The sequence below is a fragment of the Polaribacter sp. BAL334 genome (assembly GCF_015767435.1).
Classification (GTDB): domain Bacteria; phylum Bacteroidota; class Bacteroidia; order Flavobacteriales; family Flavobacteriaceae; genus Polaribacter.
In genome coordinates this window covers 93418-110892 of record NZ_JADWOV010000317.1, presented here as the reverse complement: position 1 = coordinate 110892, position 17475 = coordinate 93418, and the positions used below count along the sequence as shown (strand labels likewise).

Annotated in this window: 11 protein-coding genes; 5 read left to right on the top strand and 6 right to left on the bottom strand. The window is 31.5% G+C overall.

Features of this window, described 5'->3' with window-relative positions:
* The first annotated feature begins 38 nt into the window (after positions 1 to 38).
* Positions 39 to 854 (top strand): enoyl-ACP reductase, encoded by an 816-nt coding sequence (locus IU405_RS12450; protein ID WP_197438938.1) that lies wholly within the window; start codon positions 39 to 41, stop codon positions 852 to 854.
* A gap of 84 nt (positions 855 to 938) precedes the next feature.
* On the top strand, positions 939 to 1898 hold the full coding sequence (locus tag IU405_RS12445; protein WP_197438937.1) for a glycosyltransferase: 960 nt from the start codon (positions 939 to 941) through the stop codon (positions 1896 to 1898).
* Here the strand turns inward: IU405_RS12445 and IU405_RS12440 are convergent.
* Genes IU405_RS12440 through IU405_RS12430 form a run of 3 tightly spaced genes read right to left on the bottom strand, consistent with a single transcriptional unit; the run spans position 1882 to position 7321 of the window.
* Positions 1882 to 4359, bottom strand: a complete 2478-nt coding sequence (locus tag IU405_RS12440) for a beta-mannosidase (RefSeq protein ID WP_197438936.1) — start codon at positions 4357 to 4359, stop codon at positions 1882 to 1884. The genes IU405_RS12445 and IU405_RS12440 overlap by 17 nt on opposite strands.
* Entirely contained in the window at positions 4356 to 5051 is a 696-nt protein-coding gene (locus tag IU405_RS12435) for a copper homeostasis protein CutC (protein ID WP_197438935.1), read from the bottom strand. The genes IU405_RS12440 and IU405_RS12435 overlap by 4 nt, the downstream gene beginning before the upstream one ends.
* Complete coding sequence (locus IU405_RS12430; protein ID WP_197438934.1) at positions 5051 to 7321, bottom strand: beta-N-acetylhexosaminidase; 2271 nt, start codon at positions 7319 to 7321, stop codon at positions 5051 to 5053. Before IU405_RS12430 ends, IU405_RS12435 begins: the two co-directional genes overlap by 1 nt.
* Positions 7322 to 7360: 39 nt before the next feature.
* Between IU405_RS12430 and IU405_RS12425 the strand changes: the two genes are divergently transcribed.
* Genes IU405_RS12425 through IU405_RS12415 form a run of 3 tightly spaced genes read left to right on the top strand, consistent with a single transcriptional unit; the run spans position 7361 to position 12617 of the window.
* Positions 7361 to 10273, top strand: coding sequence for a GH92 family glycosyl hydrolase (locus IU405_RS12425; RefSeq protein WP_197438933.1), 2913 nt, complete (start codon positions 7361 to 7363; stop codon positions 10271 to 10273).
* Positions 10274 to 10298: 25 nt separating this feature from the next.
* Positions 10299 to 11297: a N(4)-(beta-N-acetylglucosaminyl)-L-asparaginase gene (locus IU405_RS12420; RefSeq protein WP_197438932.1), complete on the top strand. Its 999-nt coding sequence runs from the start codon at positions 10299 to 10301 to the stop codon at positions 11295 to 11297.
* Between the two features lie 3 nt (positions 11298 to 11300).
* Positions 11301 to 12617 carry a sugar MFS transporter gene (locus tag IU405_RS12415; protein WP_197438931.1) on the top strand — a complete coding sequence of 439 codons (1317 nt, stop codon included), beginning with the start codon at positions 11301 to 11303 and terminating at the stop codon, positions 12615 to 12617.
* Between the two features lie 77 nt (positions 12618 to 12694).
* Here the strand turns inward: IU405_RS12415 and IU405_RS12410 are convergent, their stop codons facing one another.
* From IU405_RS12410 to IU405_RS12400, 3 genes are all read right to left on the bottom strand, one after another.
* Positions 12695 to 13615: a DUF5677 domain-containing protein gene (locus IU405_RS12410; RefSeq protein ID WP_197438930.1), complete on the bottom strand. Its 921-nt coding sequence runs from the start codon at positions 13613 to 13615 to the stop codon at positions 12695 to 12697.
* A gap of 155 nt (positions 13616 to 13770) precedes the next feature.
* Positions 13771 to 15651, bottom strand: coding sequence for a membrane protein insertase YidC (yidC, locus tag IU405_RS12405; protein ID WP_197438929.1), 1881 nt, complete (start codon positions 15649 to 15651; stop codon positions 13771 to 13773).
* 142 nt (positions 15652 to 15793) lie between these two features.
* Positions 15794 to 17407, bottom strand: a complete 1614-nt coding sequence (locus IU405_RS12400; protein ID WP_197438928.1) for a CTP synthase — start codon at positions 17405 to 17407, stop codon at positions 15794 to 15796.
* Between the last annotated feature and the right edge of the window lie 68 nt (positions 17408 to 17475).

The following is a 17475-nucleotide window of genomic DNA, read 5'->3' as shown; positions in this document are numbered from 1 at the left end:
AACCAAAAACTAAAAATCAACAACTAAATACAAAAAATATGTATAATTTATTAAAAGGAAAAAAAGGAATCATATTTGGTGCATTAAATGAGCATTCAATCGCATGGAAAGTAGCAGAAAGAGCGCATGAAGAAGGCGCAGAATTTGTATTGACAAATGCTCCAATCGCAATGCGAATGGGAGAATTGAATGGTTTAGCAGAAAAAACAGGTTCGCAAATTATTCCTGCAGATGCTACTTCTATGGAAGATTTAAACAATTTGGTTGAAAAATCTATGGAAATTTTAGGTGGAAAAATTGATTTTGTGTTGCATTCTATTGGAATGTCTGTAAACGTTCGTAAAGGCAAACATTATACTGATTCAAATTACGATTTTACTACGAAAGGTTGGGATGTTTCAGCAGTTTCTTTCCACAAAACCATGAACGTTTTGTACAATAAAAAAGCCATGAATGATTGGGGAAGTATTGTTGCATTGACCTATATGGCTGCTCAAAGAGTGTTTCCTGATTACAATGATATGGCTGACAATAAGGCGTTTTTAGAGAGTATTGCACGTAGTTTTGGCTACTTTTTTGGACGTGATCACAAAGTTCGTGTCAACACAATTTCACAATCTCCAACACCAACAACTGCTGGAAGTGGTGTAAAAGGTTTTGACGGATTTTTGGCATATGCTGATCAAATGAGTCCACTTGGAAATGCAACAGCTTTAGAATGTGCAGATTATACAATTTCGTTGTTTTCAGATTTAACGAAGAAAGTTACTTTACAAAATTTATTTCATGATGGAGGATTCTCAAATATGGGAGTGAGTGATGCTGTGATGAGTAGATTTGTTGATGGAGAATAATTTAAAATAAATCATTATCATTTTAAAAAGTTGAAAGTTTAGAAATAGGTTTTCAACTTTTTTATTTTCAAAAAAAAATATCTTTTGCAACTCAATTTCTCTATAATAATTCCCGTTTTTAATCGTCCCAATGAAATTGACGAATTGTTAGAAAGTCTTACACTGCAAGATTTTCAGGAAGATTTTGAAGTTTTGATTATTGAAGATGGCTCCACAGAGAAAAGTGATTTGGTTATAAGAAAATACCAAGAAAAATTCAATCTTTCCTATTTTTTGAAAGAGAATTCTGGGGCTGGAGACAGTCGAAATTTTGGAATGAAACAAGCCTCAGGAAACTATTTCATCATTTTAGATTCAGATGTGATTCTTCCAAGTCATTATTTATCAGCTATTAAAAAATCTTTAGAAAGTAATTTTACAGATGCTTTTGGTGGTCCTGATGCTGCTCATAAAAGTTTTACTTCTTTACAAAAAGCCATCAATTATTCCATGACATCTATATTGACAACTGGAGGAATTCGTGGAAAAAAACAAGCCGTTGGTAAGTTTCAGCCAAGAAGTTTCAACATGGGAATTTCTAAAAGTGCGTTTGAAAAAACCAATGGATTTTCCAAAATGAAAATAGCTGAAGACATTGATTTGACTTTTCGTTTGTGGGAAAATGGTTTTAAAACACAATTGATTTCCAATGCTTTTGTGTATCATAAAAGAAGAAGTTCATTGCGTGATTTTTTCTTTCAAACTTATAAATTCGGAAAAGCAAGACCACTTTTAAATCAAAAATATCCTAAGTCCGCAAAAATAACGTATTGGTTTCCAAGTGTTTTTTTAATTGGATTTGGCATTGGAATTATTCTGTTATTTTTTGAAATTTCCCATTTAACTGCATTTTACGCACTTTATTTTACACTTATTTTCCTGGATTCCTTGATTCAAAATCAAAATTTGAAAGTAGCTTTTTTAAGTATTATTACGACGTTTACACAATTTTTAGGCTATGGTTTGGGGTTTTTAGAATCGTATTTTTTTAATAAGAACCATTGATTTCATTCAACGTTTTAATTTTCAAATCTTTTAGCTTGGTTGTTTTGGTCTCAAAGAAAACTGTTTTTGTTTGATTTGGTAGCAAATCAAAAAAGTTATCAGAAAAATGCCCTTTTTCTTCTGTGAATAGAAAAACATCTTTCAATAAAACATTGCTTTTTACGGTGATTGAAAAACCCTTATCTGTTTTGACAATTTCTTGCTGAATGTCACTTTTGGGTAATTTTAATTCTTTGGGTTTTGAAAAATAGAAATAAGAAGTTTTATTGTCGAATTTAGTGATTAAAACAGTCGATTTTTTATCAATTTTATCCAAAGGAAAATGATAAAATTCCTGACTACTATTTTCTAATACCTCAATTTCTTTAGCATCTGACCAAATTTCATTTCCATAAAAATCAATAATTTTTAGTTGTATTGTTCCTTTAATGGGTAGAAAAGTATCATTGGTAATAAAGGTTTTCACCTTATTTTTTTCAATAATTGAGGAGATCAACACATTTTCAAAAGCATTTTTCACTTTATATTGCAACGCTTTCCAATTGCCAAAATAATCAATTCCTGACCAAGAAATTGCTGGCCAAACATCATTTAGTTGCCAGTATAAAGTGCCCATATTATAAGGTTTTGCTCTTCTTTGCGCTTCAATTCCCATCACAATTCCTTTGGCTTGCAACAACTGACTTACATACACATAATCTTCCTCTGAAGTCGGAATTTTGTAATCACGTTTCATATATTTTTCCATCAATTCAAAACCTTTTACATGTTTTTGATGTGATGTAATAGCTTCCGTTTTTAAATCAATATCATCATTTTGATTGATGTATTTGATGGTTTCAAAACTTGGAAACGATTGAAAACCAAACTCACTCATAAATCTTGGAACTTTTTGTAATAAATGTTCAAAAGGATATTCATCATGCCAAATCCACCAATCATGAGCATCACCTTCTGAAATGTATTTTGGATTTCCTCTGCCATATTTTGGGGAAGTTTCCCAATAATCTGTGTTGCTATATTTTGCAACAATAGAAGGTAAAATGGAATCAAAAAGCATCAAGTAATTGTCCCAAATTTCTTTTTTTTCTTTTTCTCCTCTGTTTTCTTGCCATCCCCAACGTTTCCAAGCTTCAGAATTTTCATTATTTCCACACCATAAAGCAATTGATGTATGATTTCGCAATCTTTTTACTTGATATTCCGCTTCTTCAGAAACATTTTTAAAAAATGCATTATCTCCTGGATACATGGCACAAGCAAACATAAAATCTTGCCAAACCCAAATGCCTTTTTCATCACACAAATCATAAAAAATATCTTTTTCATAAATGCCTCCACCCCAAACTCGCAACATATTCATATTAGATTTTACAACATCTGAAAGCAATTTTTCATAATGTTGATTGGTCACTTTATCTTGAAAACTATGCAATGGAATTAAATTTGAGCCTTTTGCATACACTGGTTTTCCATTCAATTCAAAATAAAATGATTGTCCAATGGAATCTTTTTGAGCAATTAATTTGATAGTTCGAATTCCTTTTTTGATGATTTTTTGATCTAATAATTTGTTTTTTCGATACAATTTAAAATCAAATGTATATAGATATGGATTTCCTAAATTGTGAGTCCACCAAAGTGTTGGGTTGTCAATTTTAATGGGAATTGTCAATTTATTTTCGCCTTTTTTGAGATGAATTCCAGTAATTATTTTTTCGGAATCAATCATTGTTTCTAATTCAACAAATTTTTCAACCTCACTTTCAATACTGATATCTGCAGACAAAAAAGCTTTTTTAGATGTTAAAGTATCTTGTTTGATATACACATCTGTAATGATTACGTCATCCCAAGTTTTTACATAAACTTCTTTCCAAATTCCATAAGAATTTAATATTGGTCCCCAATCCCAGCCATATTGAAATTGTGCTTTTCGAGTGAAAACTCTCTCCTTTACAGGCAATTGATACCAAATTTCAGCTTCTTTTTCCAACTCAATTTCAGTGAAATTTTTAAAAACAACTCTTAGACTATTTGTTTCTTGAGCACTTTTTTTAAAGTCAATGGTATATTTTTTAAAAGCGTTATCTGCTTTGAGAATGATAGAATCATTCAAAAAAATGGTTGCATACGTGTCTAAACCCTCAAAATGAAGTTCAATATTCTTTTTCTTTAATTCTTTTTTAGAAAGTGAAAAAGTGGTTTTGTATTCCCAATCTTTTTTCGAAACCCATTGAACACTATCTTCATTGGTTTTGATGAATGGATTGACGATAATTTCGTTTTCCATCAAATCTGAAAAAATATTTCCGGGAATTGTAGCTTTTTTCCAATTTAAAGTGTCAGTTCCTTTAAATTCCCAATTTTCATGAATTGTAATTTTTGTAGGAAGGTTATTTTTTGTTTTGCAACTAAAAACGAAGCTGATTATTGCAAGAAATAGGATTTTTCGCGTCATTTAATGATTTTTAAAATTTCCTGAATGGTATTCATGTCTGAAACAGTTTGTGTAGTTTTATCAAAAAAAACGGTATTTTCTCTTATTTTTTTTGAAGCAGATGTGTGAATTTCTGTAAATCCAGCATTTTTAAATTGTATACAATTCTCTTTATTGATGCCACTTCCAGGCATTAGAATCACCTTGTTTTTTGCCATATTTTGCAGTTCGATTAAAAGATCCATTCCGTCAATCGCTTTTTCTTTCAATCCTGAAGTTAAAATTCTATCTACTTTCAGTTGAATTAATTCTTCCAAAGTTTTTTTTGGATTTTCAACCACATCAAAAGCTCTATGAAATGTGAAAGATAAGGGTTTTGAAATGGAAATTAATTCTTTTGTTCTCTCCATATTTATAGTGTTGTCCGAATTCAAAATTCCGGAAACAATTCCTTGAAACCCCATTTTTTTACACATCAAAATGTCTGTTTTCATTTGCTCAAATTCTGAGTCAGTATAGCAAAAATCACCACTTCTTGGTCTGATTAACACATGTACAGGAATTGAGATGTTTTCAGCAATTTTTTGCAATACTCCATAACTTGGTGTAATTCCGCCAACAGCCAATTCTGAACAGATTTCTATTCTGTCTGCTCCAGCTTTTTGAGCGTTTATGGCTGATTCATAAGAGTTTGCGCAGATTTCTAACAGCATTATTCAATAATTATTTCATCAATAAACGTCCAAGCTTTGTTTCCTGCACCTTGTTTTCCTTCAGGAATTATTCCGTAATTTGGAATAAATATTTTTATTTTTTTGGCTTTCATATGTTGTCCAATGATTATTACACTTACTAATAAATCTTTATTTTTTTCTAATTTTATTTCAAATGGATATTTGCTATCATCACGATATAACAAAACTTTTTTAGGCGCATAAATCCATTGTCCATTTCCATTGTGAAATCTTGTAAAAATTGAGTTTATTTCTGTTGGTTTATCAAATTCAATTGTAATTTCAACATCATCACCCGAAAAACCCAACCATTCTTTATCTCCAAAACGTTTGTTATTTCCTGAAATTCCATTGATCAATGCTTGTGTTCCTCCAGCATTATACGCTTTATGAGGAGCAACATTTAAAGTGATTTTTGCGCCAACAGCTTTGTGTAAATTGATTTTTTGTTCAAAAATACTTCCCAATTTTGTACCTTCTTTATTAAAAACAGCCGCTTTTAAGGTTTGTGATTTTTCAATAAAAATTGGTTTTTCATACATTTTTGAATTGCTATTGGGTTCAGAATTATCAGTTGTAAAACGAATGTCTTTTCCTTTTGTGATGGTTTCAAATTCATAGAAAACTTTTTCATTTTTATTAATGAATTCTCCTTTCACTTCATACAAATGATTGGCATATTGTACATTTTTTGCGTCCAATCTTTTGTTGAAAAATTCCAAACGACGAATAAAATCATCATAATTTTTATGTTCTTTTGCACTCCAAACAACTTCAGCTAAAGCAATGATTCTCGGAAAAACCATATATTCCACTTTTTCTGGAGTTGACATATATTCTGTCCAAACATTTCCTTGAGCGCCCAACACAAATTTGGCTTCTTCTTTGGTCAATTCTTCAGGAATTGGATTGAAATCATACACTTTTTCTAAAGGTAAAAATCCGCCAATTGCCAAAGGTTCGTTCTCATTATCAGACTGATAATAATCAAAATAGCAATGAGAATTTGGTGTTAAAATCACATCATGTTGTTGTTTTGCAGCTTCAATTGCGCCCACATTTCCTCTCCAAGACATAACAGTTGCATTGGGTGCCAAACCACCTTCTAAAATTTCGTCCCAACCAATGATTTGTTTTCCTTTCGAATTGATGTATTTTTCCATTCGTTTGATGAAATAACTTTGCAATTCATGCTCATCTTTCAAACCTTCTTTTTTGATTACTTTCTGACAATGAGCACAATTTTTCCAACGAGATTTTGGGGCTTCATCACCTCCAATATGAATATATTTTCCTGGAAATAATGGAACAACTTCATCAATTACGTCTTCTAAAAATTGAAAAGTGGTTTCTTTTGTGCAATAAATATCTTCAAAAACACCCCATTTTGTAGCAACTTCTAGTTGGTTTCCAGTGCAACCCAATTCAGGATACGCAGCAATGGCAGCTTGAGAATGTCCAGGCATTTCTATCTCAGGAATCACTGTAATTTGTCTTTCAGAGGCATATTTTACAATCTCTTTAATTTCTTTTTGCGTGTAAAATCCGCCATATTTTTTTCCATCAAATTGATGTGGTTCATCAGAATAATGACCTATCAAAGTTTCATTTCTAAAAGCGGCAATTTCTTGCAATTTGGGATATTTTTTAATTTCAATTCGCCAACCTTGATCTTCTGTTAAATGCCAATGAAACGTATTCATTTTCAACAGTGCCATCAAATCCAATTGTTTTTTGATAAAATCTACTGAGAAAAAATGACGCGCTACATCCAAATGCATCCCTCTGTATGCAAATTGTGGAGCATCTTGAATTTCTAAACATTGAATCGAAATTGATGTTGATTTATTTTCAATGGGTAATAATTGTATCAAACTTTGCACAGCATAAAACGCTCCTTTTGAGCTATTTGCACGTATTTCTATCTTGTTTTTATCGATTTTCAACAAATATCCTTCCTCATTTTTAATGGAATGATCTTTGATAAAAAGAATTTTAGTGTCACTTTTTTTAGATGAAATTTTCAAATGAAATTGTTCTTTAACATACGATTTTAAAAACTGTGCAACATTTCCAAATTCCTGTATTGTCTCCAAAGAAGTAGCTTCATTCAATTCAAAAACGCCATTATTTAGTTGCTGAAAAAGAGGTTTAGGAATGATGTTTGGTTGAATGATGTTTGCTTCTTTTTTTTGACAATTTACCATTCCTAGTAGAAAAAAAAGAATAAAATAGGATTGAATTTTCATTTTCTGTTATATTTGATACGAATTTAACAATCTATTTTAATGAAACTTAAAAATGCTGCTTTTTTTATTGCACTATCTTTAATTTTAAGTTGCCAACAATCCACTAAATTACAAAAAGATTCTCAAGATAAACGTCTTATTTCGTTCGTAAATCCATTTATTGGAACAGGAGGTCATGGACATACGTTTCCAGGAGCAACTTTGCCTTTTGGGATGATGCAACTTTCACCAGATACACGTTTGGATGGTTGGGATGGCTGCTCAGGATATCATTATTCTGACAATGAAATTTATGGATTTTCACACACTCATTTGAGTGGAACAGGTGTTTCTGATTATGGTGATATTTTGTTAATGCCCACAAATAAAGCAATTTTGAACAATGGTTCAGATGGAAAAGAAGGCTATAAATCGAAGTTTTCTCATGAAAATGAAATTGCGGAACCTGGTTTTTACAAAGTGCTTCTAGAAAATACCAATATTGATGTTGAATTGACAGTTTCTAAAAGAAGTGGCATTCAAAAATACCAATTTCCAACATCAGAAAATCAAGTGGTTATTTTGGATTTAACACATAGAGATGAACTTATAGCTCATGAAATTAGCTTGGGCGAAAAGGAAATTAGCGGTTATCGATTTTCAAAAGCTTGGGCTACAGATCAACGATTGTTTTATCAAATCAAATTTTCTCATCCTATAAAAGAATTGATAAAAGATGATACTATCAACCCGAAAAAAATGGCAATTGAATTCATCAATCCAAAAAATGATCCAATTATTGTGAAAATTGGAATTTCAGCTGTGGATATTGAAGGTGCAAAGCGAAATTTAGAACAAGAAATTGGGAATAAATCGTTTGAAGAAGTTAAAAAAATTGCACAAGAAACTTGGGAAAATCAGCTTCAAAAAATTGTGATTGAAGATGCAAATCACCAAAACAAAGTGAATTTTTACACAGCAATGTATCATGCTATGATTGCACCAAATGTATATCAAGATGTGGATGGAAGATATAGAGGAATGGATTTAGAAATTCATAAAACAACTGATTTTGAGTACTATACTGTTTTTTCTTTGTGGGATACTTATAGAGCTGCACATCCTTTGTACACGATTATTGAGCAAAAAAGAACCAATGATTTTATCAATACTTTTTTAGCAAAATATGATGAAGGAGGTATTATGCCCATTTGGGATTTGTCAGCAAATTACACAGGTTGTATGATTGGTTATCATGCAGTTCCTGTAATTGCAGATGCTTTTCTGAAAGGCATCAAAAATTATGATTCCGAAAAAGCATTTCAAGCCATGAAACATTCTGCTATTCAGGATAAATTAGGCTTAGAATCCTATAAAAAATTCGGTTTTATTCCTGTGGAAAAAGAATCAGAATCTGTGTCAAAAACCTTGGAATATGCTTATGATGATTGGACAATTGCGCAAATGGCAAAAGCTTTGGAAAAGGAAAATGACTACAAAATTTTTATGGAAAGAGCACAGCATTATAAAAACGTTTTTGATCCAGAAACGAAATTTATGCGAGGTCGTTTTAAAAATTCTTGGTTTTCACCTTTTGATCCTTATGAAGTGAATTTCAATTATACTGAGGCAAATTCGTGGCAATACAGTTTTTATGTTCCTCAAGATATTACTGGTTTTATGAACTTGTTGGGTGGAAAACAAGCATTGGAAAATCAATTAGACAACTTATTTACCGCAAAAAATGAAACATCAGGAAGAGACCAAGCAGATATTACAGGTTTGATTGGGCAATATGCGCATGGAAATGAGCCCAGTCATCACATGGCATATTTGTATAATTTTGTGAATAAACCTCACAAAACGCAGGAAAAAGTGCGTCAGATTTCGACAGAATTGTATCAAAATACTCCAGATGGCATCTCAGGAAATGAAGATTGTGGACAAATGAGTGCTTGGTATATTTTTTCTTCTTTGGGATTTTATCCTGTGACTCCAGGTTCAAATCAATATGTTATTGGAAGTCCGTTGTTTGAAAAAGCAACCATCAATTTAGAAAACGGAAAGTCATTTACGATTCAAGCAAAAAATAATTCTCCAGAAAATAAATACATCAAATCAATCAAATTGAATGGTAAAAATTATGAATTTTCATATATCAACCATCAAGACATCATCAATGGTGGAAATTTGGTTTTTGAAATGACACATCAACCTACAAATTGGGGTACAAAAGATGCATTTATTCCGTCAACAGAAATTAAAGAACATCAAATAATTCCTGTTCCATTTATTGAAAAGGGAGAAATCGCTTTTAAAAACTCGACTACAATTTCATTAAAATCCGTGGATAAAAATGCGGATATTTATTATTCTTTAGGAAGAGAATTTAAAAAATATAGCAACCCTTTTTCAATTTCAGAAGCAATATCTTTGAGTGTTTATGGTAAAAAAGGAACTCAAAAAAGTGCTATAATAAAAACCGATTTTTATAAAATAGACCCAAATATCAAAATCGAATTAAAATCCGAATACGCTAATCAATACAATGCAGGAGGAAATAATGCCTTGATTGATGGCATTTTAGGAACTGAAGATTTTAGAACAGGCACTTGGCAAGGATATTTTGATACGGATTTGGAGGCAATTGTTGACCTTGGAAAAATAAAAATGATTGATAATTTACAGATTTCTTTCTTGAAAGATCAACGAAGTTGGATATTTTTGCCCAAAGAAATGCAAATTTATACTTCAATTGATGGGATAAAATATGCTAAACATACAACTTGGCAATTTCCAAACCCAAAAAATGAAGAAAAAGTTGCTATTGAAAAAGTAGCAATTTCAAAATTAGGCAAAGCTCGATTTTTAAAAATTATTGCAAAAAAAATTGGCAAACTTCCAGAATGGCATTTAGGCTTTCAAGATGATGGAAGAAGTTGGTTGTTTGTTGACGAAATTCAAATAAAATAAAATTCTGAACTAAATTCAGTACACAATGAAACGTAGAAATTTTTTAAAAAAGGCATCAGTAACAGGTTTAGGGTTGGTTGCTGTTTCATCAACTCTTTTCAGTTTTAAAGAAAAATCTGAAAAGAAATCAATGATTTCTCCTTCAAAACCGATAAAACCTTTAGTCATTGCCACTTGGGATACACCTTTGGCAGTTGAAACTGCTGCAAAAGTGTTGGAAAAAGGAGGTTCTGCTTTGGATGCTGTTGAGCAAGGTTGTAGGATTGAAGAAGCCAATGAAAATGGGCAAACTGTTGGAAAAGGAGGCTTGCCAGACAGAGATGGAAATGTCACTTTGGATGCCTGTATTATGGATGAAAAGGGAAATTATGGAGCGGTTTTGGCAGTAAAAAATATCAAACACGTTACTTCTGTGGCTCGAAAAGTAATGGAAGAAACGCCACATGTAATGTTGGTTGGGCAAGGAGCAGAAGATTTTGCAGTTGCTAAAGGATTTGAACGTGAAAATTTATTGACAGAAGCATCCAAAAAAGCGTGGGAAAAATGGAAAGAAACGTCCAAATACAAACCAATTATCAATATTGAAAATCATGATACGATTGGAATGTTGGCAATTGATAACAATGGCAACATTTCTGGAGCGTGCACTACAAGTGGTTTGGCTTATAAAATGGCAGGTAGAGTAGGAGATTCACCCATAATTGGAGGTGGATTGTTTGTTGATAACGAAATTGGAGGCGCAGCAGCAACTGGTTTGGGCGAAGAAGTTTTGAAAACTGTAGGAAGTTTTTTAATTGTGGAATTGATGCGACAAGGAAAATCACCACAAGAAGCTTGTGAAGAAGCCATTTCAAGAATTGTGAAAAAACCAAATAGTGATTTTAGAAATTTTCAAGTGGGCTATATTGCTGTAAATAAGCAAGGTGAATTTGGTGCATATTCCATTCACGAATGGTTTAGCTATAATTTGTATAAAGAAGGTGTGAATAAAAATATCAAATCTGATTTTTTTAATAAAGGATAAATTATGAGTTCATCAACTAAAAATTCCTACAAAAGTGCTTTTCTATTTTTAACAACCTTATTTTTTCTTTGGGGATTTATCACTGTTTTAGTGGATAGTTTAATACCAAGATTGAAAGATATTTTTGAAATGTCGTATGCAAAAACAGTGTTGGTTCAGTTTGCATTTTTCACTGCTTTTTTTGTTTTTTCTTTACCAGCAGGATTTATTTTGTCAAAAATTGGGTACAAAAAAGGAATCGTTTTTGGATTGTTAACCATGGCTTTGGGTTGTTTGTTATTTTTTCCAGCTGCTGAATATCGAAATTTTTCCTTTTTTCTGATAGGATATTTCACCTTGGCAGGAGGAATTACGGTGTTGCAAGTGGCTGCAAATCCTTATGTTGCGTTGTTGGGAAGTGAAAATGGCGCTTCAAGCCGTTTGAATTTGTCACAAGCTTTTAACTCTTTAGGAACCACAATTGCGCCCATAGTTGGAGCCTTATTTTTGTTGAGTGATTCCGTAAAATCATCTTCTGAAATTGCGTTACTCAATGAAGTTGAGCGGAAAAAGTATTACATTTCAGAAGCAGCAACTGTTCAAACTCCGTTTTTGTTGATTGCGCTTTCTATTTTCTTATTAGCGATTATTTTTGCATTTATCAACTTACCAAAAGTGATGCAAGTAAGTCCAAAAGGAGGATATATGACGTTGCTTAAAAAGAAATCATTGTTGATGGGTGCTTTTGGGATTTTTGTGTATGTTGGCGCAGAAGTGGCTATTGGAAGTTTTTTAGTGAATTATTTTTTTGAGATGAATTTGGCAACCATCATTTCAGAAAATCAACTCATGATGCAAATTGCAAACACCATTGCAAACACGTTTAATAAAACATTTACAGATGCAGACCCAAAATCATTGCTGGGAATTTTTGTGATTTTTTATTGGGGAGGAGCTATGATTGGAAGATTTGTAGGTTCGTATTTAACAAAAATCATGCTTCCAGGAAAAGTGTTGAGTATCTTTTCATTTTTTGCAATTTTCATGATTTTAATCTCCATAAATACGGATGGATTATTGTCTATGTGGTCAATGTTAGCTGTTGGATTGTTCAATTCCATCATGTTTCCGACGATTTTTACGCTGAGTTTAGAAGGTTTAGGAGATTTAAAAGCACAAGCCTCAGGTTTGTTGTGTATGGCAATTGTGGGTGGTGCCATTATTCCTTTTGCCTTTGGAAGTTTGATAGATCATTTTGGATTTAAAACCGCATTTGTATTGACAATTGGGTGTTATGGGTATATTTTATTTTTTGGGAGGGGTAAAGTTAAACTGATTTAGAATATTTTTTTGAAAACATTTTATCAAAATGTTATTCTGAGTAACTATTTAATAATAACTGATTTTTCTACTAAACTTTATAAATTTATATTGAATAATTTTTTCTCTATTAATTCTTTATAATTTGTTTGAAATTGTGAATACCATATTAAAAATTCATCATTTCGTTCTGGTAATACTTTTTCGTAAAAATTTAAATATGTCATAATTAAAATATTTAAAGTATATACTGTGAAATCTTGAGCATCTTTTGGGAATCTAATCTGTATAATATCAGTTTGTCCATTTTTTCCTTGAACTAACTTATTTTTTATTAAATCAGTTGCATGAACGTTATCAGAAAGTTTTCTATAAACAATTTCATAAAGAGTATAATGATTTAATCGTTTTGCGAGTTGCTCTATGTCAGTTGGACCATTAAAAAGGCTATACCATTTGGGGTTTTTTATGATTTTTTTTGTTCTTTGATATTCTTCCTCAATTTTTTTATAAATAGGTAATTCTAGTAGTTCTATAGAGTTTTTTTTGTCAAGCTCAATTAAAGTCTCATCGCTAATAATTTCTTTAACGAATTTATCTTTTTTAATTTCATTAGAAAACTGTTTCCCAATTTGACTTTTTAAATTAAGTTTTTCAATGAATTTCAAATCTTTGTGAGCTATCCAAACATTATTAGACAAAGATCTGTTCTCTTGGTCTTTTTCTAAAAGGTATTCCAATCCAAATGAATTTTCTAGTAATGAACGAAGAAGTATTTTAGTAGGATCTATTGAAGAGTTTTTTATTAGAATTGAAATTGCGTCAGTTAACTCTAAAATATTTCTAAAGAATAGGATTGGAACTAAATGATGATCTCCACTTTGCATTTTATCTGCTTGCCATTTTAATAAGTGTGTTCCAAAATCAACAGCATTGTCAATAGTAGCCGAAAGCTTTTCTAATTCTGATTTTACATCATTTTGTGTTCTTGGTAAAATATCATCAATTGATTTAAACATTATTGTTATTTTTTCAAACGTTAAATTGTCTTTTAGAGTTAAACAAATCTAGTTTTTTAAAACGTATAAATCAAAAGGAAAAATTATAAAACAAAAAACCCAAAACAATTTTGTTTTGGGTTTTTGATATTTCCTAAAAGCTAAAAGCCAACAACCTATTTCTTCTTCTGTTGTTTGGCTTGTTGTTCTTGCGCTTGTTTCATTGCCTCGTCAATTCGTTGTCTAAACTTGCTGACTTTTACAGGTTTCTTTTTATTTTCTTCTATTTGAGCGTGAATTTTTGCTTCATCAATCACAAAATGTTTGATAAATAACATGATGAAAATGGTCAATAAATTTGAAACAAAATAATACAAACTCAAACTACTTGCATAGTTATTAAAGAAAAATAGCATCATAATTGGCGACAAATAAATCATGATTTTCATCATTTTTGCCATATCAGGCATGCCTTCTTGAGGTGGCATTTGCATATTTGCTTGCTGACTTTGGTTCATTTGCATGTAAAAGAAAATGGCTACAGAAGCCAAAATAGGAAACAAACTTACGTGATCTCCATAAAAAGGAATGGAAAATGGTAAGGTGAAAATCGTATCATAAGAAGACAAATCTGGAGCCCATAAAAACCCTTCTTGTCTCAAAGAAATATTGGTTGGGAAAAACTTAAATAATGCAAAGAAAACTGGCATTTGTAGCAATGCAGGAATACAACCTGACAACATGCTAACGCCCGCTTTTCGCTGAATTGCCATGGTTTCTTGTTGACGTTTCATGGCGTTTTCTTTTCCTGGATATTTTTCTAAAAGCGCATTCAATTCTGGGCGAATTACTTTCATTTTCGCACTTGATAAATACGATTTATACACCAAAGGCGACATGATAATTCGCACAACAATCGTCATTAAAATGATAATCAATCCGAAGTTTGATAAAAATCCTTTCAAAAAGTTGAAAACTGGATAAAAAACAACTCGGTTTAAAAATCCAAAAATTCCCCAGCCTAAATCAGAAATTTCAGCTAAATCCGTATTTTCATACTCTTTCAAAAGGTTATAATCACTTGGACCATAAAACCATTTCATATGATAATTCAATTCACCAGAAGTTAAACTTAATGGTGTTACTAATTGAAATCTTTTTGTAAAAACAGTATCAATTTTTTCATCTTTTACTAAATCAGTAGTAGACAGTTTTGCTTTATTAAAAGGAGTATCCGTAAGTAAATTACTCGTAAAAAACTGTTGTTTATACGCAACCCAGTCTACATCATTTACATTGTCTTCTGTATCAACCTTAAAATAATCTACATCACCTTCAGCCTTATAGTAGAATTCTGTATACATTGTATTCTCGGTCTTTATACTTTTTTCATTTCGGTAAGCATTCAAATTCCAACTTAAATTGATTGGATTTGAGGTATTAAAAACGCCACTCAAACCAGTTGAACGAATAGAAAAATCAATCATATATTCGTTCGATTTCATTTCATATCTGTACTCTAAAAACTGAGTTTCAGATACTTTTGAACGCAATGTCAACACTTGATTTTTACCGTTTTTAGAGAAATTTGGTTTAAAAAATAAATCTTTGGTATTTAAAATTCTGTTGTCTGTAGTTCCAAAATTGATATTGAAACTAGCATTATTATCTTTAATCAAATACAAAGGCAATGAATCATACCGCCTAAATTTTTTTAATAAAACTTCTTTTATTTGTCCACCTTTATTGTCAATCGTTAATTTGACCAACTCATTTTCTAGGATTGTAGTACCTTCTTGCGCTTGCATTGCACTCATAGCAAATGCGCCCAATTTATTTTTAAATTCAATTTCTTTGATGGAATCGTTTGAAAAAGAAGCAGTATTTGTTGGAAAAACCTCTTTTTTTGGAGCATTTTTTTTAGAAACTTTTTCAACACTTGTTGTGGTAGATTCTGGAGTAATTTCTGGTGCATTTGTATTGAAATACCAAAGCATAATCGCTCCTAAAAGTATCATTCCAATCAGCGAATTGTAGTCGAATTTTTTTTCTTCCATGTGTATGTATAAATGTCAATTTGTCAGCAAATCAAGAATTTTCTTGATAAAAACGCCACAAATGTAATTAAAAACCTAGTTTTAGTAGGGTTTTATGTTGTTATATTTTAATTTTGTTAGTTTTTCAAACACTATTCCGAAATTATTTTTTAGACTGTTTCAAGGCAGCTTTGATAAAATCGACAAACAAAGGATGAGGTTTTAAAACGGTACTTTTATATTCTGGATGATATTGTACACCCACAAACCAAGGATGAGTTGGAATTTCAATAATTTCAACCAAACCTGTTTTTGGATTGGTTCCTGTGGCAATCATTCCTGCGTCTTTATATTTTGTAACATACTCATTATTAAACTCATATCTGTGTCTGTGACGTTCTTTAATCATTTCAGATTGATATGCTTCAAACGCTTTTGAGTTTTTAGAAATTTGACAATCCCAAGCTCCCAAACGCATGGTTCCGCCTTTTTCTGTAACTTTTTCCTGACTTTCCATCAAATTGATCACAGGATTTTTACAGTCACTTTTCATTTCTGTTGAAAAAGCATCCTGCAAATTCAAGACATTTCTGGCAAATTCAATCACAGCCATTTGCATTCCTAAACAAATTCCGAAAAAAGGAATATTATGTTCTCTGGCATATTTTACAGCGCTGATTTTTCCTTCAATTCCACGATCTCCAAAACCTGGAGCTACTAAAATTCCGTTGACACCTTTTAATTTTTCTTCAAAATTATCGATTTCTAAACTTTCAGAATGCACCCATCTTATGTTCACTTTTGTCTCATTAGAAGAACCTGCATGAATAAAAGCTTCTGAAATGGATTTGTAAGAATCTTGCAATTCAATATATTTTCCAATCAACGCAATTTCTACATGAGAAGTTGGATTTTTGTGTTTTCTTAAAAACTCGTTCCACTCAATTAGTGCTGGTTTTTTTTCAGTTGATAAATGCAATTTTCTCAACACCACTTCATCCAAACCTTCTTCCAACATCAAATTTGGAACATCATAAATGGTTTTTGCATCAATAGATTGAATGACATCCTCTTTTTTAACATTGCAAAAAAGTGCCAATTTACGTCTGATATCATCTGAAATATGATGTTCAGTTCTGCAAACTAAAATATCAGGACTTACTCCACTTTGCATCAACATTTTTACAGAATGTTGTGTTGGTTTGGTTTTCAATTCACCAGCTGCAGCCAAATAAGGAACCAAAGTTAAGTGAATTACAATCGCATTTTCTTCGCCTTTTTCCCACAACAATTGACGCACAGATTCTACATAAGGTAAGGATTCAATATCGCCAACAGTTCCTCCAATTTCAGTAATGACGATATCATAATCACCAGTTTCACCCAAAATTTGAATTCGATGTTTGATTTCATCTGTAATATGAGGAATTACTTGTACCGTTTTTCCAAGGAATTCACCTTTTCGCTCTTTATTGATAACAGATTGATAAATTCTTCCAGTAGTTACGTTGTTTGCTTGACTTGTTGGAATGTTTAAAAAACGCTCATAATGACCTAAATCTAGATCAGTTTCTGCACCATCATCTGTCACATAACATTCCCCATGTTCATAAGGATTTAGGGTTCCTGGATCAATATTGATATATGGATCTAATTTTTGAATGGTTACAGAAAAGCCTCTTTCTTGCAGTAATTTTGCTAATGAAGCAGCTATAATTCCTTTTCCAAGTGATGAAGTTACGCCTCCTGTGACAAAAACGTATTTGGTATTGTGCATGGTCTTGTTAGGTTTGGGCAAAAGTAAGATTTAAAGATTTTATCACAAATAAAAATGTTGAAAAACAT